Raw genomic sequence first — 25,825 nt, forward strand, 5'->3', positions numbered from 1 at the left:
TTTTATGCCTTGGAGCGTTTTGATAGAACGGCCCGATTTTTCATATGTTCAAGGCGCCGCGCCCAAACGGAAGGCTATCGACTCTGAGCCGATAGCCTTTTAGACGGGATCTATTCGTTTTTCAATCTGACTTTTACGACCGAGTTTGCTTTTAATTGTTTGCCTGCTTTTACATTTTGACTGTTCACATAACCCTGGCCGCTCGTTTCGATATGAATGCCTGCCATGGCGCCGAAGCGAAGGGCGTCCCGCTTTGACCAGCCCGTCATATCAGGCAGTGTAATTTTCCCGTCGGCCTTCAGGAAGACCCGTTGATTCGTCAGGACGGCTTCGCCTGCTTTCGGGTACTGTTCTTTCACAGCCAAGCCGTCGCCGATCGTAACAGGAACAAGACTGCTGTCTTGTGCCTCTTTTTCGGCGGATTTAGCTCGTTTGCCGGTGAAATCAGGCATTTCCAGCTGTTTTTCTTCCTGCTTTTCTTCTTTTTTGGTCTCTTTCGGTGTGATATTTAAATAGTGAAGACTGTTTTTCATCACCGGATTGAAAATTTTTGATACCGGAGCAGAGCCTGTTTCCGTAGCCTTTAATTGCGGCTGCTGCACGGCCACATAAACGAGAAGCTGCGGATCGTCCTTCGGGGCCATGCCCATGAAGGAGAACACGTAGTTTTCGCGGCCGGTCAAATATCTGCCGTCTTCTCCGGCAATTTGCGCCGTACCGGTTTTTCCGGCGACATCAAATCCTTCGATCTTGTACGGCTTCCCCGTTCCTTTTTCAGATGTGACGACTTTTCCCAACAGGTCGCGCACTTCTTTTGCTGTTTTGGCAGAGATCGGCTGGCCGACTTGTTCCGGTTTATTTTGATAAATCGTTTTGTTTTTGTCAGAATCAACGACATGATCGATGACATAAGGCTTCATCATTTTTCCGTTATTGGCGATCGCCGTCGCGGCCTGAAGCTGCTGGATCGGCGTTACCGCTGAACTTTGACCAAAGGCAGTTGATACTTTATCGCGCAAATATTCAAAATTGATTTTGCTGTTCGCTTCCCCAGGCAGGTCGATGCCCGTTTTGTCGTAAAAATGGAACTTCCGCAAATATTGATTGAAGCGGTCCGTGCCGAGTTTATCATTGGCAAGGATCGCAAACGCGACATTTGAGGAGCGTTCAACACCTTCATTAAATGTGATCGGACCCCAGCCGTTTCCACCGTTATGGTCTTTGATCGGCTTATCTTTTTTAGAAACCGAATATGATCCAGATTTGTATTGTTCTCCTCCATTATATACGCCTTCTTGGATGGCCGCCGCCAATGTGAAAATCTTCATCGTCGAGCCCGGCTCAAAGCTGTAGGAGACAAGGTCGTTGTAATAGTTCGTGACATCGCGCACGTTCGGGTTGAAGCTCGGCCTTTGCCCCATCGCGAGCACTTTGCCCGTTTTCGGATCAACGACCGCCGCCATGATCTTCTTCGGCTTGTACTCTTTTTGAACGGTCGTCATGCTGTCTTCCAAAAACGCCTGGATTTTTTGATCGATCGTCAAATACACGTTGTCTCCGTTGTTAGGCGCTTTGATCTTTTCATTGCTGTTCGGCAGACGCCAGCCCGTTCTGTCGGTATCGTACGTCATGTATCCGTCCGTTTCTTTCAAATAATCGTTCAGCGTTTTTTCAAGGCCCATCATGCCTTGCATTTCACCTGTTTTTTCGTTGATCTGCGAATAGCCGATGAGATTGGAAGCAAAGATTCCGTTTGGATAGTAGCGCTTCGTATCGCGGGTAAACACGATGCCCGGCAGCTTCAGCTTTTCGATTTTCTCTTTTTGGGCGTATGTCAAATCCCGTCCCGCCGATCCGAATTCGACCTGAAACGGTCCTTTTTTATTGAGAATATCGAGCACTTTCCCCTCATCCATGCCGAGGATCGGCGCAAGCTTCTCAGCTGTCAGCTGCTTGTCTTTAACGTATTGAGGCTCCATCTTTTCGCTCAAAATCGCGACAAGCTTATATGTCGTAGTGTCTTCGGCAAGCACTTTTCCGTTCCGGTCAAGGATCGATCCCCGGTGGGCTTCGATCGTCCGCTTTTTCTCATACTGTTCGTTCGCCTTCTGTGCAAGCACTTCGCCGTTCACTTTTCCCGTCGCTTGAATAAACGCAAATCGTCCTACGATGACAAAGAAAAAGAGGGCAAAACAAATACTGAGAATTGCCGCTCCTCTGTTCATGAATTTATTTTTTTTCGGCATTGTACATCATTCCTGTATGTCTTTCACTTTTTTATCTCCCAATTTAAGGCCTTTTTTCCGGGCGATGTCCATGATACGGTCAGGCTCTTTCAGCATATCGGCTTCTTTTTCGAGGTCACCAACTCTACTGCTTTCCGTTTCAACCTTCTTTTCGAGCTTTTGAATTTCAATATTGGTCTGATACGCGGCAAAAGCCTTTGAAATCATAAAAAGTGAAGCGCTGAGTACAGCCAAGGCGAAAAGCACAATCAGTACTTTTTCTCCCAGCGTGATCGATGCTCTTCTCCGGATGATAACGGATTGTTCTGCACTGTTTGTCTGTCTTTGCTGTTTTTCTACTTTATAAGCCAAATTGCTCATAGACTGATGACCTCCTTTTTATTCGTACAGCTCACTCTCGTGCTTTTTCCGCGATGCGCAGCTTCGCTGAGCGCGCACGGTTATTGTGTTCAAGCTCCTCTTCGGAAGCTGTGATCGGCTTTCTGTTGACTAACTTTAATTTCGGTTCAAACTCCTTGGGGATCACGGGCAGTCCGTGAGGCAGTTCAGGAGGCGACGACATCTCTTTAAATGTCGATTTGCAGATCCGGTCTTCCAGCGAGTGGAACGTGATGACCGATACCCTTCCGCCCGGCTTCAGCACCTCAATCGCCTGCAAAAGCGCTTCTTCAAATACTCTCAATTCATCGTTTACCGCAATTCGAATCGCCTGAAAAATCCGTTTAGCCGGATGCCCGCCGCTTCTTCTTGCCGGTGCGGGAATTGCCTCTTTGATGATATCGACAAGCTGGCCCGTTGTTTCAATAGGCGATTGTTCTCTTGCTTTTTCGATTTTCCTGGCAATTTGCTTGCTGAATTTCTCTTCTCCGTATTTAAAGAAGATTTTCACGAGATCCTCATAAGGCCATTCATTGACGACTACCTTTGCCGAAAGGCCCGCCGACTGGTCCATTCGCATATCAAGAGGTGCATCATGATGATAGCTGAAGCCCCTTTCAGGTGTATCCAGCTGAGGAGATGAGACGCCTAAATCAAATAAAACACCGTCCACTTTCGTGATGCCGATTTCGTTTAGACGGTCTTTTAAATACCGAAAATTGCTTTTTATGAAAACGACTTGTCCTTCATAATCCGCCAGTTTTTCCTTCGCATGGCGGAGTGCGGTTTCATCCTGGTCAAAAGCGACCAGCTTTCCTTTTTCAGACAGCTGCGAAAGCAAATATTCGCTGTGACCGGCACCGCCTAATGTACAGTCTACATATGTACCGTCTTCTTTTACATTTAAACCGTCAACTGTTTCTTTTAATAATACTGTTGTATGCTGAAACATTTCTTTACTAGTCCCACCTTTTTCAAATGAACTGATTGCAGAAGCGCCGCATGCGCAAAGATTCATTATATATCAAATCCGATCATGTTTTCAGCTATTTCGGCAAATGAATCTTCCTGCTCTTCTACGTATTGTTCCCAAATCTCTTTACTCCACAATTCAATTCGATTTGAAACTCCGATGACCACGCATTCCTTCTCAAGCTTTGCATAATTTAAAAGCGGCGATGCAATGTTGATCCGGCCCTGCTTGTCCAATTCACATTCGGTGGCTCCGGAGAAAAAAAAGCGGGTAAAAGCGCGTGCATCTTTCTTCGTAAGAGGAAGGGCCTTCAGTTTTTCTTCGATGAGTTTCCATTCGGACATCGGGTAGCCAAACAGGCACTGATCAAGCCCGCGCGTCAAAACGAACTGCTCGCCGAGGCCTTCTCTGAATTTCGCCGGAACGATCATGCGGCCTTTTGAATCAATCGTATGCTGGTATTCACCCATAAACATGATCTCGGCCCCCACTTTCGTTCCTCAACTCACCACTATCCACCACTTCTCTCCACAAATTTATTTTACACTGTTTTAGAACAAAAAAAAACCCTGAACTACTCAGGGTTTTTTAAAAAATTATTTCAAAGTTTGACAACTTGATGCATGTTTTGAAATGAATATGGCAAATCCTTGTATTTTTCCAAGAAATTCGGACCGTATTTGTTCAAATAATACACGATGTTCCAAATTCTCTCCTGCGGAGCGTCTAAAGGCTTGATGCTTGTTTGAATTTTGTCAAAATCACGCAAAATATAGTTTTCTTTTTCTTCAATCCTTCTGATGACCGTTTTCTCTAAAAATTCGAGCTGATCTTGAATGAAGCCCGCGTTCTTTTCTAAAAGGGGGCCGAGGCTCCCGTCGATTTCGAGGGCTTCTGCGCGCACCGCGGAATGGACGTTTTCGATTTTTTCTTTTGCCTGTTTAACCGAATCGGAAAATCCGCTCGGAACCTTATCTTCAAAATACTGCTCTTTTTTAGCGCGCGCTCCCTTTTCAATCGATTCGCGGAGTTCGATTCCCCGTTCACCCAGCTTTTTTTCGATGTGCCGTTCAAGGAAAGTAACCTGGAGCCTCGGTACGACAGGCGGCATTTTATAGCCCATGACCTGAAAAGCGCCTTTCAGCTCGCCCCAATAATTGATCTCTCCGGGACCGGCGATGAACGCCAATGTCGGAAGAAGATATTCCTGCATAAGCGGCCTTGTTACAACATTATTGCTGAACACTTCCGGCTTTTGGCAGATCAAATCACAAAGCTCTGCTTCAGACCACTGAAGATGAAGCTCTTTTATAAAAAACGCGCCGTTTTCTTTTTCGATTAAAAACCGCTCGCCGTCGTGCTCATAAAAAAGGTTCGCATGTTTTGCGGCACCTTCGATGATCGGTGTGTAGCCCAGTTGTTTCATGAATTCCTGCTGCCGTTTGACAGAATCGGTCAGCTCATCGTTTTTGTTCAGCAACTGCCGGAAAAAACGCGCTTCAAGGGCTCTGATGCCCGGGTCGCCGGAATTCAGAAGGATCAGGCCGTCTTGTGCAAACATGTCGGCAACAAGCAATTCGAAAAAATCGGTGAAGGAAAGAGACTGCCTTAAACATCGGCGCAAATGGCCGAGTAGATCTTTCGTATACTCCGTTTCCTCAAATGAAGCAAAAATCCCGTCCAGCCACTTTTCAGCTTTCTCGACATCGAGCGCCGTTTTTGCCGCCTGGCTTTTTTTCCAGTGGGACTGCGGGAGCTTGTGCTTTTTCACCTTGCCGCCGTCAGAAATGTGGACGTGATTGATTTCTTCCAGATCGTGGTCTTCCCCCGCAATCCAGAATACCGGAATGACCGGAACGTTCAGCTCTTGTTCTTTTTGCTTTGCAAATACAAGGATTGATACGATTTTATGTATAGTGTAAAGAGGACCCGTTAAAAGGCCGGCCTGCTGCCCTCCGACAACGACAACGCTTTTCGGATCGCGAAGGCGTTCGATTGTTTCATTCATGCTCGCCGATTGAAATTTGCTGTGATAGTCGAGCAAATAGTCGGCTAAAGAATCGCGGTCATACGTCCGGGAGGAAAGGTCATCCAAACGGACACTCCAACTTTCATTGCTCAGGCCGTAATCAAAAAACGGCTCCATCTCCTTTTTTCCATTTATATAGTCTCGCACAAAAGGGTTTTGACTTTGTATGGAAAGTTCAGTAAGCTGCATCTTTAGAACTTCCTTTCTCCAGTAAATAGTTAGCTTTCCGAAACGAGTATAGCACGTTCCGCGATTCGGTCAAAAGATTTAGCTTCATTCGTGTTCAAGCGCCTTGATGCTGCGATGCAAAAAGGTAAGATGCGGGGCAGACTCCCCTGACTCTTTTGCACGCTTCAGCAGATAGCCCATGATCGCATCGGCTTCCGTTTTTCTTTCTGCCAGCACATCGGCAAGCATCGAAGACGTGTTGTTTTTTGTCCGGCGGCAGACGGAAAGAACATGGTCCCACGCTGCTTGGCGGTCTTCAAGTTCCAAAATCCGGCTCGCTTCTTCAAAGACAAGCTTCATATAGGCCGCATACATCGGCTCTTCAAGCAGCGCGCCGTTTTTCACCCGCAAAAGAGCCGTCAACGGATTGATGCACGCATTGACAATCAATTTTCCGGCGAGGGTCTTATACCAGTCTTCACACCAAATAAAAGGGAATGCTTCATGCACCGAACCGAGCTCTTTTTTCAACCGGGCGGTAGATTGGCTTCGAAACGCGCTCCATTTCACGGCCCCTTTTCCCGTGTGCCGGAATGTGCGGTCATCCACCCTGACAGCTCCGTGTTCTACAGATCCCGTATAGATGCGATGGCCCGTCTGCCATTTTTCAAGCACGGGAATATGGGCCATTCCATTTTGCAGGAACATGATATCAAGAGGAGCCGCCTGCTCCAGTTCGGACAAAACGGCTCCGAGCTGATGCTCCTTTACGGCAACAAAAAGAAGGTCGCAGTCCGGATCAAGTTCCGTCCTGCCCCTGACGTTCACGGTCATCTCTTTCCCGTCTTCAAGAAGGCGGATTCCCTTTTCTTCAATCGCTTCCGCCTGTTCCTTTCTCCGTGCGATCACCGTCACTTCGTGGCCGAACGAAAAATAGTATGCAAAAAGGAGGCCGACCGAGCCTCCTCCGATGACTCCGATTCTCACATTCTCACACCCTGATTTTTTCATATACTGTATATCATAGCAGAAATTTTCGCCGTTGACTTGTCAGTTGTTTCAAATATTCAGAGCCGCTTCGCTTCATTATATTAGAAAATTTTTATCATTTGGATTTTTTGAAAAAAGCGTTTACAATAGAAGTAGACCACAAACAAGGGGGTAACACAATGGTCAAAGTTGAACGTTTGCTGATCAACTACAAAACGCTTGAAGAATTTAAAAAGTTCAGGGAGTACGGGATTCAAGAGCTTTCCATGCTGGAGGACCTTGAAAGCAACATGATTGAAAACGACAGCAACTCACCGTTTTACGGCATCTATTACGGGGATCGGCTCGTCGCAAGAATGAGCCTGTATAAAGCGGATGGAAAATCAAACCAATACTTTGAAGAAGGCCAAGATTACCTCGAGCTCTGGAAGCTTGAAGTTTTGCCGGGGTATCAGCGCAACGGCTACGGAACGATGCTGGTGGAGTTCGCCAAATCTTTCGGACTCCCGATTCGCACAAGCCCGCGCGTCAAATCATCCGATTTTTGGAGCAAGATGGGCTTTACACCGGTTAAATACGATATGGCCCGGGATAAAGGGGAAAATCCGCTCGTTTGGCATCCTGCGAGCGAACCTAATCAAAGTTCTGAATCAGCATAAATGAAAAAAGCCGGCCGAAAGCGGATGGCCGGTTTTCTATTTTTCAAGCTTCTCGAGATTTTTATTCGGCTCCGGCTGGAGATTCGCCTTTTTATTTCGTTCGTCTTCCTGAAGAACGACCATTTTTCGGGCTCTCTCCATGATTTCAATCAAGGCTTTATAATCCTCTTCCGTCAATTCAAGCCGTTTTTTCAGCGATTGATTTTCGCTTCGCAGCTTTTCAACTTCTTGTTTCAGCTCATTGATTTCTTCAGCGAGCTTTTTCTTCTCATCTATAAAGTCTTTTTGAACCGGGGCTTCTTTCAGCTTTTCCAAGTATTGAATGACATCATCGAGCGTCAGGTTTTCCGCATTGTTTCCGGAAACCGTTTTGACAGATCCAGGTAAGTTTGCGGAATGGATGCCGATTTTTTTGCGCAGCTCTTTGCGCTGCTTCTTTGCCAGCTCAATGCCTGATTGGTATTGCTTTCTGACAAAGGAATTCCAGCGAAATCCGCAGGCAGCGGCGGTTCTGCTTAAAGCCTTGCCCACTTCTTCAAAGGCTGAAAGCTGTGTGCCGCCTTCCCGAATGTGCCTTAAAACGACCTCAGCCAGCAATATATCTTCATCCTGTGTCCATGCATCCTGTCTTGTAATCGTCAAATGTTATCCCCCTCCATGACTTTATGAATTTACCTCATACATATGCGGCTGATAGAGTAGATAGACTATTTTCTTTACAGGAAATAAAAGGATGAAGGGAAAACGGGTATAAAAAAACACAAGACCCTGAAGTCTTGTGTTTTCACTGTTGACGATTAGTTGCTTTTTACGTCTTTTCCTTTGTATGATCCACATGCTTTGCAGACGCGGTGTGAAAGTTTCATCTCACCGCAGTTTGGGCATTCTACCATACCAGGCACTTGCAATTTAAAGTGTGTACGACGAAGTCTTTTTTTCGTTTTAGAAGTTCTTCTAAAAGGTACAGCCATTATTCCCACCTCCTTAAAGAGCGTTAAGATTCATCTTCTTGTTTTAAGAGCTTCCCGAGTCCGGCAAGTCTCGGATCGATCCGGTCTTTCCGGTCATCTTCTGTAATGACCTGCCAATCCTTGCCCTCCTGCGGAGCACCTTCTTCTTTTTGAACAGACTCACAAAAGATTTGCATAGGGATCTCAAGAAGGATTTCTTCTTTCACGACCGGAGTCAAGTCGATGAGGTCATCTTCAACAATATGGACGTCTTCATCTTCCAATTCCTCGGTCTTATGAAATATAAACAGTTCTTTTGTAGAAATACTGAATGGATAACGAACATCAACAAGCGTTCTTGAGCAAGGCAAGATCATCTCGCCTGAAATGGTAAAATCAAATGCAGCCTGCTTTGAGCGGATTTCCGCGCGCCCTTTCACCCGCACCGGTGAAATGCTGCGTATTTCCGAGCTTTGAGAGAGTTCGCTTAAATCAACTGTTTCATCAAATTCAAAGTCTTTCTTCGGCATTTGATTCAGCTGATGTATCGTCCATTTCATTGTATCACCTCTAAGTGAGCAACAAACATGATTATAGCTTTCATCATGTTTTTTGTCAATATTTTTTCTTTACAGATATGCGCCTGCGCTTTTCATTCGTTGACATCGTGAAGAACAATTCATACACTTAGAAAAAACGCTGTTTTCGCGAGGCGTCTGGACATTCCATGTGTAAATGTATCATAACTATTTCAAGAGATGCAAGAGAGGTGAAAAAATGAAAGCGGTCGGCCTTGTTGTGGAATACAACCCATTTCATAACGGACATTTATATCATATAAAGGAAGCAAAATCAGAAACCCGGAGCGAGGTGGCGGTTGCCGTTATGAGCGGCTCCTTTTTGCAGCGCGGTGAACCCGCCATCGTCTCAAAGTGGGCGCGAACGAAGATGGCGCTCGCATCTTATGCCGATGTCGTCGTTGAACTCCCTTACATATTCGCCGTCCAAAAAGCGGAAACATTTGCTGAAGGCGCCGTCTCAATTTTAAATGAATTAGGGTGTGCTTCTCTGTTTTTCGGAAGCGAGCACGGCGATATTGAGGCGTTTCTCAATACAGCCGTACACACGATAGAGCAAGAAGACGGGCTCAATGAAGAAGCAAAAAAACAGATAGCATTTGGGCTGAGCTACCCGCAAGCGATGGCAAAAGCGTTCCGGGCTGTAACCGGAGACAGCAGAAACATTGTTGACCTTTCAAAGCCGAACAACATTCTCGGATTTCATTATGTGAAAGCCATCATGCAAAAGCAATTAAGCATGAAGCCCGCAACCGTCAAGCGCCGATCCTCAGGCTATCACGATTCAGCATTCCCGGAAGCGGACCGAATCGCAAGCGCCACAAGCATACGCAAGTCGATCTTTGAAACGGGAAGCCTTGCGGACAGCCGCTTTTACCTTCCAAAATCATCGGTCGATGAGCTTGAGGAATACGCCCGGACTTTCGGTATGTGGCACTCACCTGAAGATTATTTCCCCTTTTTGAAATACAGCCTCCATACTATGGATACAGAAGACCTGAAAGGGATTTATGAAGTGGAAGAAGGCCTTGAGCACCGCGTCAAAAAAGCGATCCGGAAAGCAGGCTCTTTTAAGGAATACATGGAGCTTTTGAAAACGAAGCGCTATACGTGGACAAGGCTGCAGCGGATGAACACCCACATCCTCACAAAAACGAAGAAAGCCGACGTTAAGCACATGTTAAGCGAAACGCATCCGGCATATATCAGACTTCTCGGAATGACAAAAAAAGGGCAGGCCTATTTGGCTGAAAAGAAAAAAAGCTTGAGCGTACCCCTTATTACAAAGACGGGATCTTTTTCCCACCCTTCCCTTCAGCTTGACATAAAAGCGGGCCAAGTATACAGCGCCCCCCTCAAAGAGCCGGAGCGGACGATGCTGACAGAGCAGGAATATTCCCTTTCGCCGATCAGGTATGATGAAGACAGCCGGATATTTTTGCGCAAATAAAAACACCTGATGGACATCATCAGGTGTTTTTCACTTTATCTTCCAAATAATGAATCGCATCATCCATCGTGTCGACAGGGACGATTTTCATATCGGTTTTAATATCTTTTGCCGTTTTGACCGCTTCTTCATAGTTTGATCCTTTTTTTCCGCCTTCGTTCGGGGCAAAAAAGATGTCGGCTCCCGCCTTGTCTGCAGCAACGATTTTCTGGCTGATGCCGCCGATCGGACCGACTTTACCTTCGTCATCGATCGTTCCGGTTCCCGCAATATGGTGTCCTTTTGTCTCGTCTTCTTTTGTCAGCTGGTTATAGATCTCCATTGACATCATCAGCCCTGCCGAAGGGCCGCCGATGTTTTCGATGTCCATATCGACCTCCGGCTTCACCTTGACATTGCGGTCTGTGATGAGGGATACGCCGAGCCCAGCTCTCTTCGGATCTTCTTTAAATGTTTTCAGCTTCATCTCATATGTTTTTTCTTCTTTATCCCGTTCAACTATGATTTTCACGCGGTCTCCGGCTTTTTTTGATTCGATGTAGCGGACGAAGCTCTCCGCTGACCGGAACGTTTTTCCGTCCGCTTTTTTAATTTTGTCCCCGACTTGTATTTTTCCTTCTGCAGGCATGCCGCTGACGACCGACATGGCATATACGCCGTTAAACGTGTAGCTGACTTCTTTTCCGGCCCGTTTATAAGCGGCGATCATCGCATTCTCTTGGGAATCTCTCATCATTTGTAGCTGGCGCTTCATATATTCCTGATCAGATTCGCCTTCTTGTTTGAAATTTTCTTCCGGAAGAATTTCGTGATAAGGTCGCACTTTTGCCCATATGTATGTTAGCGGATTGGCAGGGCCGACTTTAACTGTCATTAAAGAAAAGCTCCCTTTTTCAGAATAGCCGTTATCAACTTTAATTAAAGGGTTCAGCTCGGTCGCTTCGCCAGGTTCGGTGATGTAATAAGGCAGCTTCACAAATGACAGCGCAGCCATGATAATAACGATCAATAATGCGATGCGTATAATTCTTTTTTTCAGCATGAAAATGTAACCCTCCATCTTTATTTTCACCGGCTCACCTCTTGGGCCGGCTCCAAATTTTCAGCCTGCATGAATTCACAGATGTATGAAATACCTTCTATTGATGCTTATCAAGGAGAAGGGTTTCCGCGAGTATAAAGCAGCTTCCGGTTCATTTGTTTCATCACCGATCTGCAATCTGGTGGTCTAAAATGAGGACCAGCCTTCGTATAATGATAAAGAAGTTTCACGGAGAAGGCTTCCGCACAAATCGGGCAAGCTTTTCGTTTATTTTATCATGATCCTGTTTCCAATGTGTATTCACAGCCGCAAAGGGGGTTAGAAATGGACATGTCAAAGGTAAAGACACTCATGATTGCCGTTTTGCTGCTTTCTTTTACAGCCGCCGTCATTACCCATCCGCAAGAATCATTTGACGCTTCTAAAAGTGGACTTGCCATGTGGTGGGAGGTCGTATTCCCTTCCCTTTTGCCTTTTTTTATTTTATCAGAGCTCTTGATCGGGTTTGGTGTCGTCAGGTTTGTCGGGCTGTTGCTCGAGCCTTTCATGAGACCTGTATTCCGCGTCCCCGGCGTCGGAGGGTTCGTGCTCGCGATGGGAATGGCATCGGGAAACCCGGCCGGCGCAAAACTGACTTCAAGGCTGAGACAGGAGCGGCAGATTTCCCGGGTCGAAGCAGAGCGGCTCGCTTCATTCACCAACTCATCTAACCCGCTGTTTATTTTCGGAGCCGTTGCGGTCGGCTTTTTCCATAATCCTTCTCTTGGCGTCGTGCTTGCGGCGGCCCATTATTTGGGCAATTTCGCAGTCGGACTGACGATGCGTACTTACGGAAGAAAAGAAGAAAACCGCACCGCCGTGCGAAAGAAGCTTCCTGTGCCTTCAATTAAAGAAGCCTTAAAAGCGCTCCATCAGGCAAGACTTGAAGAAAAGCGGCCGCTCGGCAAACTTTTGAGCGATGCTGTCATCTCTTCCGTCCAAACACTGTTAATGGTAGGCGGCTTCATTATTCTTTTTTCGGTTTTTAATAACATTCTTTCTGTGATGCATATCACCGACATTCTTTCGCACGCCACACGAATAATTTTGACGGCCCTTCAATTCCCCGGTGATTTTGATAAACCTTTATTATCGGGGTTGTTTGAGATTACGCTCGGCAGCAAACTGGTCAGCGCAACGGATGCGGCGCTTCTCCAGCAAGCGGTGATCGTCAGCTTTATTTTGGGTTTCAGCGGCTTCTGTGTTCAGGCGCAGGTTGCAGGCATTCTTGCTGAAACGGATATTCGCTTTAAGCCGTTTTTTATCGCCCGCATCCTCCAGGGAATTTATGCAGCGATCTTTGTTCTTATTCTTTGGAAGCCTCTTTACACATCGTTCTATTCCCCGACGGAGCCGGCCTTCTCCTTTCTGACGGCCGGGAAAACGGAATCTTTCTTTCTGCAGATGTGGAACACTTTAGCAGAGATCGGTCCGCTCCTTACGATCGGCACCCTTCTCATCTACATCATTCTTTATGCCAAAACCTACGCTCCTGCTAAAAAATGAGCAGCCGGTTACGGCCGCTCATTTTTTGCGAACTTTTTTTCAAGTGCAGCCTCGACCGCTTCCGGCACGAGTTCTGCGACTGAACCTTTATATTTTGCCACTTCTTTGACAATGCTTGAACTGAGGAATGAGTATTGGTTATTCGTCATCATAAAAAACGTTTCAATATTTTCATCAAGCACTTTGTTCATCGAAGTTCCCTGCATCTCGTATTCAAAGTCAGATACCGCTCTAAGCCCCCGCAGGATGACGTTCGCCTGCTTGCTCTTTGCATAATCAATCAAAAGCCCCTGAAAAGATTCCACTTGCACATTCGGGATATCCTGCGTCACTTCACGAAGCAGCCCACAGCGTTCTTCCACCGTAAACAGCGGCTTTTTCGAAGAATTGTTCAAGACGCATACATACACTTTGTCAAACACTTTCGCCCCGCGCCTGATGATATCCAAATGTCCAAAAGTCACCGGATCAAAACTTCCGGGACAAACGGCAATGCTAGCCATCCCCATTCCCTCTCTTTCTGTATATGGTCACGCCTGTTAAGCCGTATATTTCCTGCCGGGCAAGCTGAAGTCCGCCCACCGCATCCGGCAGCATGACTTCCTTGGCATGCTCAGCCACAATAAACCCTCTGTCAGTCAGCATATCCGCTTCATCAATCATCGATAAAAGCGCTTCCAGCTTTTGCTCTCGATATGGCGGGTCCAAAAAGACGGCATCAAAGCTTGCGCCCCTTCTCACCAGTGCATGCAGGGCCCGTTCCGCGTCATTCCTGTAGACCTCGGCTCGTTTTTCCAAACCCAGCGTTTTCAAATTCCCTTTTACGGTTTGAATCGCTTTAAAATCACGGTCGACAAAAATGAAGCGGTCAAACCCCCGCGACAGCGCTTCAATGCCCAATCCGCCGCTTCCCGCGTACAGATCAAGGCCGGTGCCGCCTTCAAAATACGGGCCGACCATATTAAAGATGGATTCCTTTACTTTATCGGTCGTCGGCCTTGTCGACGTGCCGGGAACCGCTTTTAAGACACGTCCCTTATACGTCCCAGAAATCACTCTCATACTTCCACCACTTTTTCTTAAAACTCGAAAAAAATCATTCCTATCTTATCATAAAGTGTTTTCTGGCACAAACACCCAAAGTGCAAATTCATATGTATAGCAAAAAGGGTCAGTGGTGATAATAATAGCAACAGCATCGATTGATGTTGTTGCCAACCGCGGAGAAGACTTACGTTTCCCCATAAGTTCTTCCTCCGGTTTCTCCTCTCCCTTTGCCTTCTCCTTAATTTTTTAAGGAATAGAAGGACCCCGCAGAGGTATTTCTGCGGGGATTTTTTTAACATAAACCAAGTCAGAGCCCGGCTTTATAGTCGTATTCTTTCGCTTTATCCTGCTTGGATTCAAACTCCATTTTCAAGAACGGTTTGTATGAAAGATCCACCTGTTTGACAAAAGAGTACGAACGTATTTTAGCGATGATTCTTTCGGCATCTTCCATATTGCAATACACCACTACATATTTCAGCCGCTTTGAAACGTAATGAACATTTCCGAATTTCCTGAGCATTTTCGCCTGCTTCAAGGAGTGCAGCCAAACGATTAAGCCTTGACGCCTGATTTCCAAATTGTTCACCTGCCTGTCGCTCTGTGCATGAAGTTCTATAAAAAAACGAGACTCGGGACGACCGAGCCTCATCAGGAAACTTTACAGCCGCAGCTTCCGCCTGACCCGCAGCCGCCGCCGCAAGATGAAAGATTATCAAAATAAGGGTTTCCAGTCGGTACTTTGATATGTTTTGACACAGCATGACCGATTTCCACGCTAACTTCATCAAGTATGGATTGCAGCTCGGTTTCCGCCTTTTTAAATTCGGCTACTGTATCGTGAAGGTCAAGCTCCCGTTTGATTTCCCTCATTTTCTTGGATATCTCTTTATAATCAGGATGATACTTGCCAAAGCGCTGTACATCCTCATACTGTTCTTTTATTTTCGTAAACGAAGCGATAATGCGTCCGGCCTCTTCATCTTCGCGGAGACGCTTGTAGCATTTTCTGTAATGTTCAGCTGCCTCAGATTGAAGAATCATGTTGGCCAAATCATATGCTTCATTTTGAAGCCGCAACGATTCCATTGTGGCAAACATAGACATGCACCTCCAGCTATAGTGTATCACAAATCAGTCGTTTTCAAAAATGTCTATGCCGCCTCCGAACTATAATTTTCCAAAAACTTCGCTTTCGCAAGCAGCTTCGCGCCAATCTGATAAGCCCTTGGGCTTTGGTTTATGGGTGGCGCAGCCGGCCAGCAAGAGGCACAGCAGCATCACAAGCCAGCACTTCTTCATCACAGATCAACTCCTTCACACCTAGCTTTACCAGAATGGCGCGATTTATCATCATAAAAAAACACTCAGGCATTAAATTAATCCTGAGTGCGCATCGCATGAAACATTTGAAGCATCATCTGGGCCATCTGAATGCTGCCTGATAACTGGTTGACCCTGTGAGGAATCGTTTTTTCATAAAAATTCATCATATCGAGATGAAAGGCTGACAGGTCATTCGGATTCCGCGAAAGCTTGCGGTACCAGACCGGCTGCTCACGGATGAACCGGCGGCGCTCTGCATCGGCGAACACATACTCCTGCACTTCTTTACGCATGTCTGACTCCTTCCCTAATCTTTTCGGAAAGAAAACGGATGCTCGCCGCCGCTTTGATTCTGCTGTTTTTGGCTTCCGCCCGAAAACTGGCTGAGCAAGCTTTGCAGCGAAGAAATAGACTGGCTCATTTTATTGATCTGCTCATTCATTTGATTGGCATCCATCTTTCGGACGGCAGTCACCACTTTAGAAATGAAATCATTTCTGTCGCCAGCGTCCGGCTCCTTTTCTGCCGAAGCTTCTTTATCCCTGTACGGATCCCAAATCGAATCGTCTTCCCCGAGCAAAACCCAGTTTTCATATACTTCCTGCCAGCTTTTTTCTTGTTTCCGCACTTCGGAAATCAACTTAGGATGCCGTTTGATAAATTGCTTAAATTCATCAATGGATGATTGCGCATTTTGATTTGCCAACGTCTACACCCCCTCCGAAAACATATGCCTACTATAGTGTAATCCGCCCCGGCAAAATGTGTTCGCCTAAAATTCCTCTTTTTCGCCGGCATTTCAGGATTTCTCAAAAAACGAAAAGCCCGGATATTGTCCCGGGCTCTATTGCCATTCTTTAATAAAGTTTTGCGTATAATATTTCTCGTCCACCCCGACTCCGAGATGGGTATAGTCGGCATTTAACAGCGCTTTTCTGTGTCCTTCGCTGTTTAACCAGCCTTCAACCGCCGCAGGCCCGTCGACATAGTTGAGCGCGATATTTTCCCCCGCCTGCTCAAAGTTGACTTTTCCTTTTTCAAGCCTGTCTTTGAGGGTGCCTTCCGTTTTTGACACATGGGAGAAATAATGGTGCTCTTTCATGTCGCTGCTGTGGCCGTAAGCAACTTTTGATACGCCTTCATCCCAAGAGAGCTGAGACAGGTCGTGTCTTGCGCGGATGACGTTCGTTATATCAAAAATCTGCTTCTCATTTGCTTTTTCAATTTTCTTCCAATCTGATTCTGTCAATGCTTTAGGTTCGATCAGGGTGCCTCTGTAGACAACTTCATACGGCCTTTGCTTGATTAAAGTCGGCGCATCAAATGCCCTGATGCTTGAAAGTGTTCCCTCGAATTTATCCATGTACAGCTGAACATAGATGTCTCCGACTTTCACTGTCGGCCTTGTATTCATGTCTTCTTCGGAAAACTCAAAACGGTATGAATTGCCTTTATATTGAACATTGACATACGGGGCAATCTGGGTGGTTTTGAAAACATCCCTTGACGGCCTTCCAATTTTAAACGGAGCGGTGTTCAGCCCGTCGCCTGTCGCAAACAATGTCACGGCCTTGCCGCCAAGCAAGCCGATTTGAACGTACTGTTTTTCCCCTTTGTTATAGACCCACCATTCATAATCATATGCTGACGGATCGACTCTGTCCGGTTTCCCCAGTTTCTTTTCGATCGTCTCAGCCGATTCTCCGATAAAAGAAAGCAGGCCGGAATCGGGAATGTTCAAGGACTTCTCTTTTTTCGCATCTTCGTTTGAGACTTGCGGCTTGTCTTCCTTCGCAATTTTCTCAGGCGTTGAACCGTATTGAATAAACAGCGTGTATGAAGCCGCAACGATGAGAAGGATCACGACCGCTCTTAATATATTTTTCAAACTTTCACCTCCGACTGACGGATCAATCTATCCATAAAACGGCGCACCGCATCAAAAACTTGCCTTTAGTGTCATTTAAACAGAACTGACATGAATTTTCAATGATAATACAGCCTATTAAGATTTGAGACAAAATATGTTTTAATGAAGAAAATCTTCAGGCCTCTCTTCGTTTTCTGATATAAATGTCAGCGCGTCACCAGCCTGACGGTTTGATTCTTGATGAGTTGAAATATCGCCGAGCGTAATGATGCCGGCAAGCTTTTTTTCCCGTGTAACCGGGACCCTTCTGATCTGATAATCTCCCATGAGATCAACCGCTTTTTCAATTGAATCGTCTTCACTTACCGTAATGAGATCCGTCGTCATGAGATTTGTAATCTTTTGCGAATTCGGTTTTTTAGCTGCGATTCCCCGCAGCACCAAATCCCGGTCAGTGACGATCCCAACCAGTTCCAAGCCGTCATCAAGCACAACCGGAATCGCTCCGACATTCCCGTCTTTCATTTTCACGGCAGCCTCGTACACATTATCAAGAACCGTACAGTATAATATTTCCTTTGTCATGATATCTTTCACACGTGTCAATCAGAAGACCTCCTCTTGTCTTTCGTTTGTTCATATTGTCGTCAAGCCGCCCGCGATTCATACTGTTCACAAAAATATTTATATATCGGCTCAGCCAGGATTGAAAGTTTAACGCTTTCATACTATGATTGTCAGTAAAGGTAATTTTTTTAAGGGGGTTTTACGGGATGAAATTTGAAGAATCCGGTATTGAAGGATTGACTGCTGACCTTAACCGGTTAGACGACATCATGGAAAACGTAGGGTTCGTAAGAGCTGGACAATGGGATTATGAACGCGTCACATATGACCGCAAATTCGATATGGTGGAAGGTAGGTACTACCTCCGCGTGTTCGGATATGCCGTCGAAGGTGATGTGGGCGCCCGGCGCGCGGTAATTAAACTGATGACACCGCTTTTGGGCAAATATTATTATCCCCATGGAGTGGAATACGGTGAAGACGAACACTTTCCGCCGCAGCTCCTCAAAACAAGCAAAACGGTGTTGAATTCGATCAAAGAAAAAGTTTCAGCGCTTGAAGTGTAGAAGGCGTACATAAAAAGGGTACAGCCCCTCGGGTGAGGCTGTACCCTTTTTTCATCTTAATGAACCGTAGACGGAGAGTATCGTTCTTCTTCCAGTTCCTTTTCGTCTTTGGCTCTTTCCTTCTTCGCCCAGCCGAAAAAGATAATCGCCAAAAATGTCCCGTACACGATTTCCTGTAAAATTTTCATGACGATCGCGCCAAGCTGCTGATCTTCCAGAACAGGCATGCTGCTGAACATTTCCGGACCTGTAAGCGTCATTCCGCTCAGCGTATCGAGAGGAACGCACAGTTTCATGGCCTCCGCCCATGCGGACGGATCTGAATATGTCGAATACAGAGCCGTATCGCTGAACATGATTAACGCGCATGCCGGTGTCAGCAAAATGCCATCAGCCATAATGTAGCCGAGTTTCAAAAGTCCGTTCATCTGCGGAAGCTCCTCGACCTTGTGAACGAGCGGCCACCACATGAAAAACGCTGCAATAAAGATCAGCACCGTAATAACGGCATGATAAACGGCATCTGTCTTAATAAAATCAAACACCAATGGAATGTGATACATCGAAAATAAACCGTTAAATACGATAATCGCGATCAATGGTTTGGAAAAAAACCGGAACAGCGGCTTGACGATCGGCAGAAAAATGACCTTTTTCCAAAACCAAGTCGGTATGCCAAGGATGATCAAAGGCGGCACGATCAAATACAAAACCGCCATTTGCGCCATATGCGCGCTGAACATAATATGTCCCAGCAAATCAATCGGACTGCCTTTGGACACGTATAAAAGAATCATTGCCGTCAGGAATAAACCGATTTCTTTCCTGGATACCCGCTCTTCTTCTGATCCTAAACGTTTCATCAGAAAAAAGTAAAGGGCGGTTATGAAAACGACAGCCCCTAGGAAATAGGGGCTCCAAAGGGCGCGAAAACCGAATATTTCAAGGCTGCCCAACATGAGCATCCTCCTTTCTGTATGTCGGTTCGATTACCACCAAATAAGCGTCACAAAAGCCAAAACGGTAATAAAAGCGACCAAAACGCCCGAATAAAGGAACAAAGTCGGCGCTTCATGCCCCCGCTGACTCATATGCATAAAGTAATACAGCTGAAACGCAACCTGAATGACGGCCAGCAGCAGAATGAACGGGACAGTAAACCATACTCCGGCATCTGAGGCGACCGTTAAAAAAGCGACAATGGTCAGGCCGATCATCAAACCGAATGAAATAACCTGATATCTCATGTCCTCCGCGTTTTTCTTTTTGCGGTAGGCAAGATCTGTTTTGGGATTCCCTCTGTTTTCGTTATTCACCATTTTTATCCCACCATCCCCATCAAGTATACAACGGTAAAGATAAACACCCAGACAACGTCGATAAAATGCCAGTAGAGACTTGCGACAAAAAACTTCGGCGCATTGTAAAGGCTTAATCCGCGGCGCGCATTTCTGATCATCAAAGAAAGAATCCAGAGAAGCCCGAAGGTAACGTGTGCTCCGTGCGTGCCGACTAGCGTATAAAAAGCGGAGCCGAGAGCCGAGCTCTGAATGGTGAACCCATATTCGTGAATGTAATGCGTAAACTCATATATTTCAAGCGCCAGGAAGCCTGCACCGAGCAGAACGGTAATTCCGAGCCAAACCTGCATCTTTTTAAAAGCGAAGTTCTTCATATGATACATGGCATACACGCTCGTTAAACTGCTCGTCAAAAGGAGCATTGTCGCCAGAAAAACCAGCCCCATGTCAAACATCTCGGTCGTTTTCGGTCCCCCTGCATTCGAATTCTTCAGCGCAAGGTATGTTGCGAAGAGAGACGCGAAAAGAACCGTCTCTCCCCCGAGAAATAGCCAAAAGCCGATAAACTTATTTTTTCCTTCTAACGTAGCTTTTTCAGGAGAAGCCGGGAAGGTTTCAGCCGTCAATTTCTCTTCTGTATGCATTATGCCTTCACCCCTTTGTCGTCATCATCCATCAGCTCTTCTTTATGAATATGGTACCCGTGGTCATCAATTACAGACCGGAGTAGCATCATAAATAACGTGATCCCTAATCCGATCAGAATGACAGGCAGCCCCCAGGCAAATTCCGTCCGGTACATAAAGCCGAAGGCGGATATAAACAGCCCGAGTGACATGATGAACGGAAGAATCGATCCGTTTGGCATATGGATGTCCTGAAGCGGCTCCGCGGCGGTCATTGACTGCTTGCCGGCTCTTTTTTCGATCCATAAAGCATCAAGGCCTCTGACCAAAGGCAACTGTTTAAAGTTGTATTCAGGAGGCGGCGAAGAAACGGCCCACTCGAGCGTTCTTCCGTCATGCCAAGGATCGCTGCCGACTTTTTCCCCTTTGGCAGTCGTCACGATAATATTGATCACGAGTATGATGACCGCAGCCGCCATAAACACAGCTCCGATTGAACTGATCAAGTTTGCCATGTCAAATCCCTGATTCGGCAAGTAAGTGAACACGCGTCTCGGCATTCCCCACAATCCGAGCCAATGCTGGATGAAGAAAGTGAGATGGAACCCGATGAAAAAGAGCACAAATGTTATTTTACCCAACGCTTCACTCAGCATTTTTCCGAACATTTTCGGCCACCAGTAATGAGCCCCCGCGAGGATGGCGAACACCACTCCGCCGATGATGACGTAATGGAAGTGGGCCACGACAAAGTACGTGTCATGGAACTGATAGTCAGCCGGTGCAGCAGCAAGCATTACACCTGTCACCCCGCCCATGACAAACGACGGGATAAAAGATATCGCGTAAAGCATCGGCGTTGTAAACTTAATGCTCCCGCCCCAAGCCGTGAGCAACCAGTTGAAGATTTTAATTCCGGTCGGGACGGCGATGGCCATCGTCGCCACCGCAAAAATGGCGTTCGCCACAGGCCCGAGACCCGTTGTAAACATATGGTGTGCCCAAACCATGAAGCCTAAAAAGCCGATCAGTACGGTCGCAAATACCATTGAAGAATAGCCGAATAGCCTTTTTCTCGCAAAAACCGGAATGATTTCCGAAAAAATTCCGAACGCCGGGAGTACGAGAATATAAACTTCAGGGTGCCCGAAAATCCAGAACAGATGCTCCCAAATGATCGTATTACCGCCTAATTCCGGATTGAAAAAGCTCGTTCCGAACAACCGGTCCAGCATCAAGAGCGCGATGCCTACGGTCAGCGGCGGGAACGCGAACAAAATCAAAGCCGAAGCGACAAATGTCGTCCATGTGAAAAGCGGCAGCCTCATGTATGTCATGCCCGGCGCCCTCATGTTGATAATCGTCGCAAGAAAGTTAATCCCGGCAATCAGCGTACCGATCCCTGCAATTTGCAGACCGAGAACATAGAAATCGATCCCGTGCCCTTCGGAGTGAAGGGAAAGCGACGCATATGACGTCCAGCCGGCATCGGGTGCCCCTCCCAAAAACCAGCTTAAATTCAGAAAAATGCCGCCGAAAAGAAACAGCCAAAAGCCGAGCGAGTTCAAGAATGGAAACGCGACATCCCGCGCGCCTATCTGCAGCGGGACGACGGCGTTCATCAATGCAAACAAAAGCGGCATCGCTGCCAGGAAAATCATCGTTGTGCCGTGCATCGTCATGATCTCATTGTAGACTCCGCCACTCATGATGTCATTGTTGGGTATCATCAGCTGAAGCCTGATCAGCATCGCTTCGATTCCACCGAGCACAAAGAAGAACCCGCCGCCCAGCAAATAAAGGATGGCAATCTTTTTATGATCGACAGTCGTTAAATAGTCCCATAATACAGCCCCAAAACCTTGCTTTTTCTTAAGCGTACTCACAATGTAACCTCCCTCATTCTCCCTTTGAAGCGTTAGTCTTCCGTTTTTAACCCCTTTAAATATTCAGTCAGTGCATCAAGTTCCTTGTCGCTCAAATCAGGGTATGTGCCGGTCATTTTGTTGCCCGGTTTTATGCTTTCAGGATCCTTGAGCCACGCTTTCAAGTTTTCATCGTTGAATTCCTTCACACCGGCGATCGTCGACCTGTCTCCAAAAGTCGCGAGGTTCGGAGCCGTTCTGGCCGCTTCCGCCCTTTGGTCTTTTGAATCGGTTGCATGACAGCTCAGGCAGTTTTTCTCTTTGAAAACTTTTTCTCCTTCAACAGCGAGATCGGTTTTCGCCCCCGCTTTATAGTTTTCCATATCGCTCATCCATTTCTTGAACTCATCCTTCGAAACCGCTTTAACTTTAAAGTCCATTAAAGCGTGGGAAGGTCCGCAGAGCTCGGCGCATTTCCCGTAGAAATAATCTCCGGCTTTTTCCGCGCGTTTTGAATCGAACGTTAAGAAGAATTTGTTTTCATTGTCTGTGTTCGTATCAATCTTACCCCCGATAGAAGGAACCCAGAATGAATGTTTGACATCGGAAGCTTTCAGCTTGAAGTAAACGCGTTCATCGGTCGGCACGACCAGCTCCTGGCTCGTCACCACGCCGTAGTCAGGATATTCGAATTCCCACCAGTAAAGGTTTGCCCGGACGTTGACGACCAGCGTCTTCTCCGGATCCCTGTTTTTCTTATCCATCGGTTTTGTATCAGCAAGATCAAAGGTCTGTGCAACAACAGGAACAACCAGGATAAGAAGGAGAATAATCGGAATAACAGTCCATAAAATTTCTAAATTGCGGTTTCCTTCAACCTGTTTCGGGATGTGGTCATCACCGAGCTTAGATCTTCTGTACTTGACGATGACAAATACGAAAATGAAACTTACCACTACTACAACAACAACCATGATCAACGTGCTGAGAATCATTAGGAAATACTGCTGATCAGCCACCTCGCCCGCCGGCTGCAGCGTTGATATGAACGGTTCTCCGCACCCTGCTAAAACGAGCGCCAAAATAGTGAACAGCGACATCAGACGCCATTTCTTTAACATTTCTTCCCAACCCCTTTTCAATCAATCCTTTTGAAACTTTCACTGTTCAAACGTTTATAGGACACCTATTCATTCATCTGACTCCCCACTCCAATTAAAGCACTTACATTTCCTCATTTCTTAAATAATGAGGTTTTTTACTCAAAATACCATCTATGTATGAACGTAAAGCCGCCTTGTTAAACATAATCGAAAAAATCGATAAGGCGGCTTTTACATGATTGTTGTCTGCTTGAAGTGTTAAGTGACAGCCTTCAATGTGATGAATTATAGAGTTCTATCCAATTTTAAAAAGTGTAAATACGACCATGGCAACGAAAAATATGGTCAAGTAATTTAATGAATATACAAACATGAGCGTTGCCCACTTCATGATATTTTTGCTTCTGTAACCGACCAGACCGCAAACGAGCCAGCCGATATTGAGTACCGTCCCTAAAATGACGATCGGCAGTCCGAGTCCGCCAAGGAAAAACGGCAGCGGCATTAAGCAGGCAATCCAAATGATGATTTGCCTTTTCGTCACTTCAAAACCGTGTACAACAGGCAGCATCGGAATATTTGCGGCTCTGTATTCCTCCGTTTTCTTAATCGCAAGCGCCAGAAAGTGGGGAATCTGCCAAATAAACATAATTAAAAACAGCACCCACGCCTCAACTCCGATGGAACCTTGGACAGCGGTCCATCCGATCAAAGGAGGAACAGCCCCTGATACACTTCCGATGATCGTATTAACGGTATAGCGGCGCTTTGACCACATCGTGTAAAGAAACACATACGTAAAGACGCCGACAAACCCTACTGCGGCAGCTGTCAGATTGGTCATCAGCAGCATGATAAAACCGAGCGCAGTCAGCAGAATGCCGAACCACAATGCCTGTGAAGGCTGGATTTTTCCAGTCACCGTCGGCCTTGTTTTCGTCCGCTGCATGAGCTGGTCAATATCACGGTCATAGTAGTTGTTGATGACGCATGATCCTGCAATAATAAGCGAGGACCCCGCTAAAGTGAACAGCACGATATCAAGGTTTCCTAGAAAGCTCAGATTTGAAAAGTAAAAAGCGAGCCACATGCCCGTAAAAGTTGTTATCAGGTTCGAGTAAACAATCCCGACTTTGATCAGGGCGAGGAAATCTTTCCATGCTGTCGTCTCTTCTATTTGTCCATTCATTGCTGTATCAGCTGTAATTCTTGTTTCAGCCATAATACTAACCCCCCTTACTCAAACCTTCATCACGTCAAGAGAAGCGGTATATTCATAAAAAACCTACAACTCTATCATACAAGATTACCGGTTGGAAAAAAACAGCCTATTAAATATTAATCGACAAACCGGTTTATATTTGTGAACTTTTTATGACTTTCTTTACAGATGAAGGAAAAGTTGTGAACAAGAGCGGAAAACCACTGTCATTCTAATATAGTTCTATCAAACGAAGCCAGAATTATCAAGTCTTCAAAACCAATAAAAATGTGAACGCCTTCTATTGCATTTTTGTGAACAATAATCATTATGAATTGCAGCAGAACATCAATTCGCTTACACTTGAAGATGGTAAATATCTTTTTATTAGTCAGTTTGCATTAAAAAAGGAGAATTGAATTTATGAATAAAGCATTAAAAGGCTTGGGAATTATCACAACTATCGCCATGCTTTTCGTGCTGATCGGCGGCGCCCTCGTCACAAAGACGGGTTCAGGAATGGGCTGCGGCAGATCTTGGCCGCTTTGCAACGGAAGCATATTCCCGGCTCTAACCCTTGAATCGATTATCGAATGGAGCCACAGGTTTGTCAGCGGCACATCCGGCATCCTTGTGCTGGCTCTCGCCATTTGGTCTTGGAAAAAAATCGGCCATATCAGAGAAACGAAATTTCTCGCGGTGATGTCGGTCGTCTTTCTCATTCTTCAAGCGCTCTTGGGTGCTGCGGCGGTTGTCTTCGGGTCATCGTCCCTGATCATGGCTTTGCACTTCGGAATCTCGCTTATTTCCTTTGCCTCTGTCCTGCTGTTGACGCTCCTGGTGTTTGAAGCTGACAGCAAGCAGAAAGCCGAATCGTTTTATATAGGAAAAACCATGCAGTTTCATATGATAGGAATCATTATATACACATATATCGTCGTTTATACAGGCGCATATGTCCGGCATACGAAGTCAAGCCTTGCGTGCCTTGATTTTCCGATGTGCAGCACGCAAAACGGCTGGCTTCCCGGGAAGTTTCACGAATGGGTGCAGATGGGACACAGGGCTGCGGCGCTTCTTCTGTTCGCCTGGATCATCGCGGCAGCTGTACATGCAGCCAGACAGTATAAAAATCAAAAACGCATTTATTGGGGCTGGATGATTTCCCTGATCCTGATCATCCTTCAGGCTGCCTCAGGAATTGCGGTTGTCTACAGCAGACTGGATTTGGGATTTGCTCTCGCCCACGCTTTCTTCATTTCCTGCGTGTTTGGAATCCTTTGCTACTTCCTGCTGCTTGTGGTGCGCTATCGCAGGCAGGTGCAAAAATAAAAATAAACGGTTG

Annotated in this window: 31 protein-coding genes; 5 read left to right on the forward strand and 26 right to left on the reverse strand. The window is 46.2% G+C overall.

Annotation, left to right across the window (positions count from 1 at the left end; translation table 11 throughout):
* Positions 1-110: 110 nt before the first annotated feature.
* From H2R00_RS06945 to H2R00_RS06970, 6 genes are all read right to left on the reverse strand, one after another.
* Positions 111-2,246, reverse strand: a complete 2,136-nt coding sequence (locus tag H2R00_RS06945; RefSeq protein ID WP_182070725.1) for a penicillin-binding protein — start codon at positions 2,244-2,246, stop codon at positions 111-113.
* A 6-nt stretch (positions 2,247-2,252) separates the two neighbouring features.
* Positions 2,253-2,606, reverse strand: coding sequence for a cell division protein FtsL (gene ftsL, locus H2R00_RS06950; protein WP_020451295.1), 354 nt, complete (start codon positions 2,604-2,606; stop codon positions 2,253-2,255).
* 31 nt (positions 2,607-2,637) lie between these two features.
* On the reverse strand, positions 2,638-3,576 hold the full coding sequence (rsmH, locus tag H2R00_RS06955) for a 16S rRNA (cytosine(1402)-N(4))-methyltransferase RsmH (protein ID WP_154997819.1): 939 nt from the start codon (positions 3,574-3,576) through the stop codon (positions 2,638-2,640).
* Between the two features lie 65 nt (positions 3,577-3,641).
* Positions 3,642-4,073: a division/cell wall cluster transcriptional repressor MraZ gene (gene mraZ, locus H2R00_RS06960; protein ID WP_009328555.1), complete on the reverse strand. Its 432-nt coding sequence runs from the start codon at positions 4,071-4,073 to the stop codon at positions 3,642-3,644.
* Positions 4,074-4,198: 125 nt separating this feature from the next.
* Positions 4,199-5,815, reverse strand: coding sequence for a bacillithiol biosynthesis cysteine-adding enzyme BshC (gene bshC, locus H2R00_RS06965; protein WP_182070726.1), 1,617 nt, complete (start codon positions 5,813-5,815; stop codon positions 4,199-4,201).
* A gap of 84 nt (positions 5,816-5,899) precedes the next feature.
* On the reverse strand, positions 5,900-6,781 hold the full coding sequence (locus tag H2R00_RS06970; protein ID WP_154997823.1) for a 2-dehydropantoate 2-reductase: 882 nt from the start codon (positions 6,779-6,781) through the stop codon (positions 5,900-5,902).
* A gap of 182 nt (positions 6,782-6,963) precedes the next feature.
* Here H2R00_RS06970 and H2R00_RS06975 point away from each other — a divergent pair, with 182 nt between their 5' ends.
* Positions 6,964-7,443, forward strand: a complete 480-nt coding sequence (locus H2R00_RS06975) for an N-acetyltransferase (protein ID WP_182070727.1) — start codon at positions 6,964-6,966, stop codon at positions 7,441-7,443.
* 36 nt (positions 7,444-7,479) lie between these two features.
* On the opposite strand, the gene gerR is transcribed toward H2R00_RS06975, so the two are convergent.
* The 3 genes from gerR to H2R00_RS06990 form a co-directional block, all read right to left on the reverse strand.
* On the reverse strand, positions 7,480-8,085 hold the full coding sequence (gene gerR, locus H2R00_RS06980; RefSeq protein WP_182070728.1) for a sporulation-specific transcriptional regulator GerR: 606 nt from the start codon (positions 8,083-8,085) through the stop codon (positions 7,480-7,482).
* Positions 8,086-8,240: 155 nt separating this feature from the next.
* Positions 8,241-8,414: a 50S ribosomal protein L32 gene (gene rpmF / locus H2R00_RS06985; RefSeq protein ID WP_003181522.1), complete on the reverse strand. Its 174-nt coding sequence runs from the start codon at positions 8,412-8,414 to the stop codon at positions 8,241-8,243.
* 23 nt (positions 8,415-8,437) lie between these two features.
* Positions 8,438-8,953 carry a YceD family protein gene (locus H2R00_RS06990; RefSeq protein ID WP_043927555.1) on the reverse strand — a complete coding sequence of 172 codons (516 nt, stop codon included), beginning with the start codon at positions 8,951-8,953 and terminating at the stop codon, positions 8,438-8,440.
* Positions 8,954-9,170: 217 nt separating this feature from the next.
* Between H2R00_RS06990 and H2R00_RS06995 the strand changes: the two genes are divergently transcribed.
* On the forward strand, positions 9,171-10,421 hold the full coding sequence (locus tag H2R00_RS06995; RefSeq protein ID WP_154997829.1) for a nucleotidyltransferase: 1,251 nt from the start codon (positions 9,171-9,173) through the stop codon (positions 10,419-10,421).
* Positions 10,422-10,440: 19 nt separating this feature from the next.
* On the opposite strand, the gene H2R00_RS07000 is transcribed toward H2R00_RS06995, so the two are convergent.
* The gene (locus H2R00_RS07000; protein ID WP_154997831.1) at positions 10,441-11,463 is read right to left on the reverse strand and encodes a SepM family pheromone-processing serine protease; all 1,023 of its coding nucleotides are present in this window, start codon (positions 11,461-11,463) and stop codon (positions 10,441-10,443) included.
* A gap of 324 nt (positions 11,464-11,787) precedes the next feature.
* Between H2R00_RS07000 and ylbJ the strand changes: the two genes are divergently transcribed.
* A complete protein-coding gene (ylbJ, locus tag H2R00_RS07005; protein ID WP_182070729.1) occupies positions 11,788-13,008 on the forward strand; it encodes a sporulation integral membrane protein YlbJ in 1,221 nt (406 codons plus the stop codon).
* An 8-nt stretch (positions 13,009-13,016) separates the two neighbouring features.
* Here ylbJ and coaD read toward each other — a convergent pair whose 3' ends face one another.
* The 10 genes from coaD to H2R00_RS07050 form a co-directional block, all read right to left on the reverse strand.
* Positions 13,017-13,511 (reverse strand): pantetheine-phosphate adenylyltransferase, encoded by a 495-nt coding sequence (gene coaD / locus H2R00_RS07010; RefSeq protein ID WP_003181508.1) that lies wholly within the window; start codon positions 13,509-13,511, stop codon positions 13,017-13,019.
* Positions 13,504-14,070, reverse strand: a complete 567-nt coding sequence (gene rsmD, locus H2R00_RS07015) for a 16S rRNA (guanine(966)-N(2))-methyltransferase RsmD (RefSeq protein WP_154997835.1) — start codon at positions 14,068-14,070, stop codon at positions 13,504-13,506. The genes coaD and rsmD overlap by 8 nt, the downstream gene beginning before the upstream one ends.
* Positions 14,071-14,118: 48 nt before the next feature.
* Positions 14,119-14,253: a hypothetical protein gene (locus H2R00_RS21365; protein WP_261763598.1), complete on the reverse strand. Its 135-nt coding sequence runs from the start codon at positions 14,251-14,253 to the stop codon at positions 14,119-14,121.
* Positions 14,254-14,362: 109 nt separating this feature from the next.
* A complete protein-coding gene (locus tag H2R00_RS07025) occupies positions 14,363-14,635 on the reverse strand; it encodes a YlbG family protein (protein WP_009328559.1) in 273 nt (90 codons plus the stop codon).
* 71 nt (positions 14,636-14,706) lie between these two features.
* Positions 14,707-15,156, reverse strand: coding sequence for a regulatory iron-sulfur-containing complex subunit RicF (gene ricF, locus H2R00_RS07030; RefSeq protein WP_003181503.1), 450 nt, complete (start codon positions 15,154-15,156; stop codon positions 14,707-14,709).
* Between the two features lie 69 nt (positions 15,157-15,225).
* Positions 15,226-15,357, reverse strand: coding sequence for a hypothetical protein (locus H2R00_RS21370; protein ID WP_261763599.1), 132 nt, complete (start codon positions 15,355-15,357; stop codon positions 15,226-15,228).
* 77 nt (positions 15,358-15,434) lie between these two features.
* Positions 15,435-15,674: a YlbE-like family protein gene (locus H2R00_RS07035; protein WP_154997840.1), complete on the reverse strand. Its 240-nt coding sequence runs from the start codon at positions 15,672-15,674 to the stop codon at positions 15,435-15,437.
* Positions 15,675-15,688: 14 nt separating this feature from the next.
* A complete protein-coding gene (ylbD, locus tag H2R00_RS07040; RefSeq protein ID WP_154997842.1) occupies positions 15,689-16,087 on the reverse strand; it encodes a YlbD family protein in 399 nt (132 codons plus the stop codon).
* 138 nt (positions 16,088-16,225) lie between these two features.
* Entirely contained in the window at positions 16,226-17,269 is a 1,044-nt protein-coding gene (locus tag H2R00_RS07045; protein WP_154997844.1) for a CAP domain-containing protein, read from the reverse strand.
* A gap of 141 nt (positions 17,270-17,410) precedes the next feature.
* On the reverse strand, positions 17,411-17,857 hold the full coding sequence (locus H2R00_RS07050; protein WP_182070730.1) for a CBS domain-containing protein: 447 nt from the start codon (positions 17,855-17,857) through the stop codon (positions 17,411-17,413).
* Between the two features lie 167 nt (positions 17,858-18,024).
* On the opposite strand from H2R00_RS07050, the gene H2R00_RS07055 reads away from it, so the two are divergent.
* Positions 18,025-18,384 (forward strand): YugN family protein, encoded by a 360-nt coding sequence (locus H2R00_RS07055; protein WP_154997848.1) that lies wholly within the window; start codon positions 18,025-18,027, stop codon positions 18,382-18,384.
* Between the two features lie 56 nt (positions 18,385-18,440).
* Here the strand turns inward: H2R00_RS07055 and ctaG are convergent, their stop codons facing one another.
* From ctaG to cyoE, 6 genes are all read right to left on the reverse strand, one after another.
* Positions 18,441-19,340, reverse strand: coding sequence for a cytochrome c oxidase assembly factor CtaG (ctaG, locus tag H2R00_RS07060; protein ID WP_244958320.1), 900 nt, complete (start codon positions 19,338-19,340; stop codon positions 18,441-18,443).
* Positions 19,341-19,373: 33 nt separating this feature from the next.
* Entirely contained in the window at positions 19,374-19,703 is a 330-nt protein-coding gene (gene ctaF / locus H2R00_RS07065; RefSeq protein ID WP_154996627.1) for a cytochrome c oxidase subunit IVB, read from the reverse strand.
* 2 nt (positions 19,704-19,705) lie between these two features.
* Complete coding sequence (ctaE, locus tag H2R00_RS07070; RefSeq protein WP_020451275.1) at positions 19,706-20,329, reverse strand: cytochrome c oxidase subunit III; 624 nt, start codon at positions 20,327-20,329, stop codon at positions 19,706-19,708.
* Positions 20,329-22,197, reverse strand: a complete 1,869-nt coding sequence (gene ctaD / locus H2R00_RS07075) for a cytochrome c oxidase subunit I (RefSeq protein ID WP_411802189.1) — start codon at positions 22,195-22,197, stop codon at positions 20,329-20,331. Before ctaD ends, ctaE begins: the two co-directional genes overlap by 1 nt.
* Positions 22,198-22,229: 32 nt before the next feature.
* Positions 22,230-23,297 carry a cytochrome c oxidase subunit II gene (coxB, locus tag H2R00_RS07080; protein ID WP_154996631.1) on the reverse strand — a complete coding sequence of 356 codons (1,068 nt, stop codon included), beginning with the start codon at positions 23,295-23,297 and terminating at the stop codon, positions 22,230-22,232.
* A gap of 277 nt (positions 23,298-23,574) precedes the next feature.
* Positions 23,575-24,501 (reverse strand): heme o synthase, encoded by a 927-nt coding sequence (gene cyoE, locus H2R00_RS07085; protein ID WP_043927531.1) that lies wholly within the window; start codon positions 24,499-24,501, stop codon positions 23,575-23,577.
* Positions 24,502-24,903: 402 nt separating this feature from the next.
* Here cyoE and H2R00_RS07090 point away from each other — a divergent pair, with 402 nt between their 5' ends.
* Positions 24,904-25,812, forward strand: coding sequence for a COX15/CtaA family protein (locus H2R00_RS07090; RefSeq protein ID WP_154996633.1), 909 nt, complete (start codon positions 24,904-24,906; stop codon positions 25,810-25,812).
* The last annotated feature ends 13 nt before the right edge of the window (positions 25,813-25,825 follow it).

Origin of the sequence: Bacillus haynesii (genome assembly GCF_014042035.1) — a bacterium.
Taxonomy (GTDB): Bacteria; Bacillota; Bacilli; order Bacillales; family Bacillaceae; genus Bacillus; species Bacillus haynesii.

Bases quoted from the DNA above. Each gene is read 5' to 3' on its own strand.
- H2R00_RS06945 (WP_182070725.1), bottom strand. From the start codon at position 2,246: ATGCCGAAAAAAAATAAATTCATGAACAGAGGAGCGGCAATTCTCAGT.
- ftsL (WP_020451295.1), bottom strand. From the start codon at position 2,606: ATGAGCAATTTGGCTTATAAAGTAGAAAAACAGCAAAGACAGACAAAC.
- rsmH (WP_154997819.1), bottom strand. From the start codon at position 3,576: ATGTTTCAGCATACAACAGTATTATTAAAAGAAACAGTTGACGGTTTA.
- mraZ (WP_009328555.1), bottom strand. From the start codon at position 4,073: ATGTTTATGGGTGAATACCAGCATACGATTGATTCAAAAGGCCGCATG.
- bshC (WP_182070726.1), bottom strand. From the start codon at position 5,815: ATGCAGCTTACTGAACTTTCCATACAAAGTCAAAACCCTTTTGTGCGA.
- H2R00_RS06975 (WP_182070727.1), top strand. From the start codon at position 6,964: ATGGTCAAAGTTGAACGTTTGCTGATCAACTACAAAACGCTTGAAGAA.
- rpmF (WP_003181522.1), bottom strand. From the start codon at position 8,414: ATGGCTGTACCTTTTAGAAGAACTTCTAAAACGAAAAAAAGACTTCGT.
- H2R00_RS06990 (WP_043927555.1), bottom strand. From the start codon at position 8,953: ATGAAATGGACGATACATCAGCTGAATCAAATGCCGAAGAAAGACTTT.
- H2R00_RS06995 (WP_154997829.1), top strand. From the start codon at position 9,171: ATGAAAGCGGTCGGCCTTGTTGTGGAATACAACCCATTTCATAACGGA.
- H2R00_RS07000 (WP_154997831.1), bottom strand. From the start codon at position 11,463: ATGCTGAAAAAAAGAATTATACGCATCGCATTATTGATCGTTATTATC.
- ylbJ (WP_182070729.1), top strand. From the start codon at position 11,788: ATGGACATGTCAAAGGTAAAGACACTCATGATTGCCGTTTTGCTGCTT.
- coaD (WP_003181508.1), bottom strand. From the start codon at position 13,511: ATGGCTAGCATTGCCGTTTGTCCCGGAAGTTTTGATCCGGTGACTTTT.
- rsmD (WP_154997835.1), bottom strand. From the start codon at position 14,070: ATGAGAGTGATTTCTGGGACGTATAAGGGACGTGTCTTAAAAGCGGTT.
- H2R00_RS21365 (WP_261763598.1), bottom strand. From the start codon at position 14,253: ATGGGGAAACGTAAGTCTTCTCCGCGGTTGGCAACAACATCAATCGAT.
- ricF (WP_003181503.1), bottom strand. From the start codon at position 15,156: ATGTTTGCCACAATGGAATCGTTGCGGCTTCAAAATGAAGCATATGAT.
- H2R00_RS21370 (WP_261763599.1), bottom strand. From the start codon at position 15,357: ATGAAGAAGTGCTGGCTTGTGATGCTGCTGTGCCTCTTGCTGGCCGGC.
- H2R00_RS07035 (WP_154997840.1), bottom strand. From the start codon at position 15,674: ATGCGTAAAGAAGTGCAGGAGTATGTGTTCGCCGATGCAGAGCGCCGC.
- H2R00_RS07055 (WP_154997848.1), top strand. From the start codon at position 18,025: ATGAAATTTGAAGAATCCGGTATTGAAGGATTGACTGCTGACCTTAAC.
- ctaF (WP_154996627.1), bottom strand. From the start codon at position 19,703: ATGGTGAATAACGAAAACAGAGGGAATCCCAAAACAGATCTTGCCTAC.
- ctaE (WP_020451275.1), bottom strand. From the start codon at position 20,329: ATGCATACAGAAGAGAAATTGACGGCTGAAACCTTCCCGGCTTCTCCT.
- coxB (WP_154996631.1), bottom strand. From the start codon at position 23,297: ATGTTAAAGAAATGGCGTCTGATGTCGCTGTTCACTATTTTGGCGCTC.
- cyoE (WP_043927531.1), bottom strand. From the start codon at position 24,501: ATGGCTGAAACAAGAATTACAGCTGATACAGCAATGAATGGACAAATA.
- H2R00_RS07090 (WP_154996633.1), top strand. From the start codon at position 24,904: ATGAATAAAGCATTAAAAGGCTTGGGAATTATCACAACTATCGCCATG.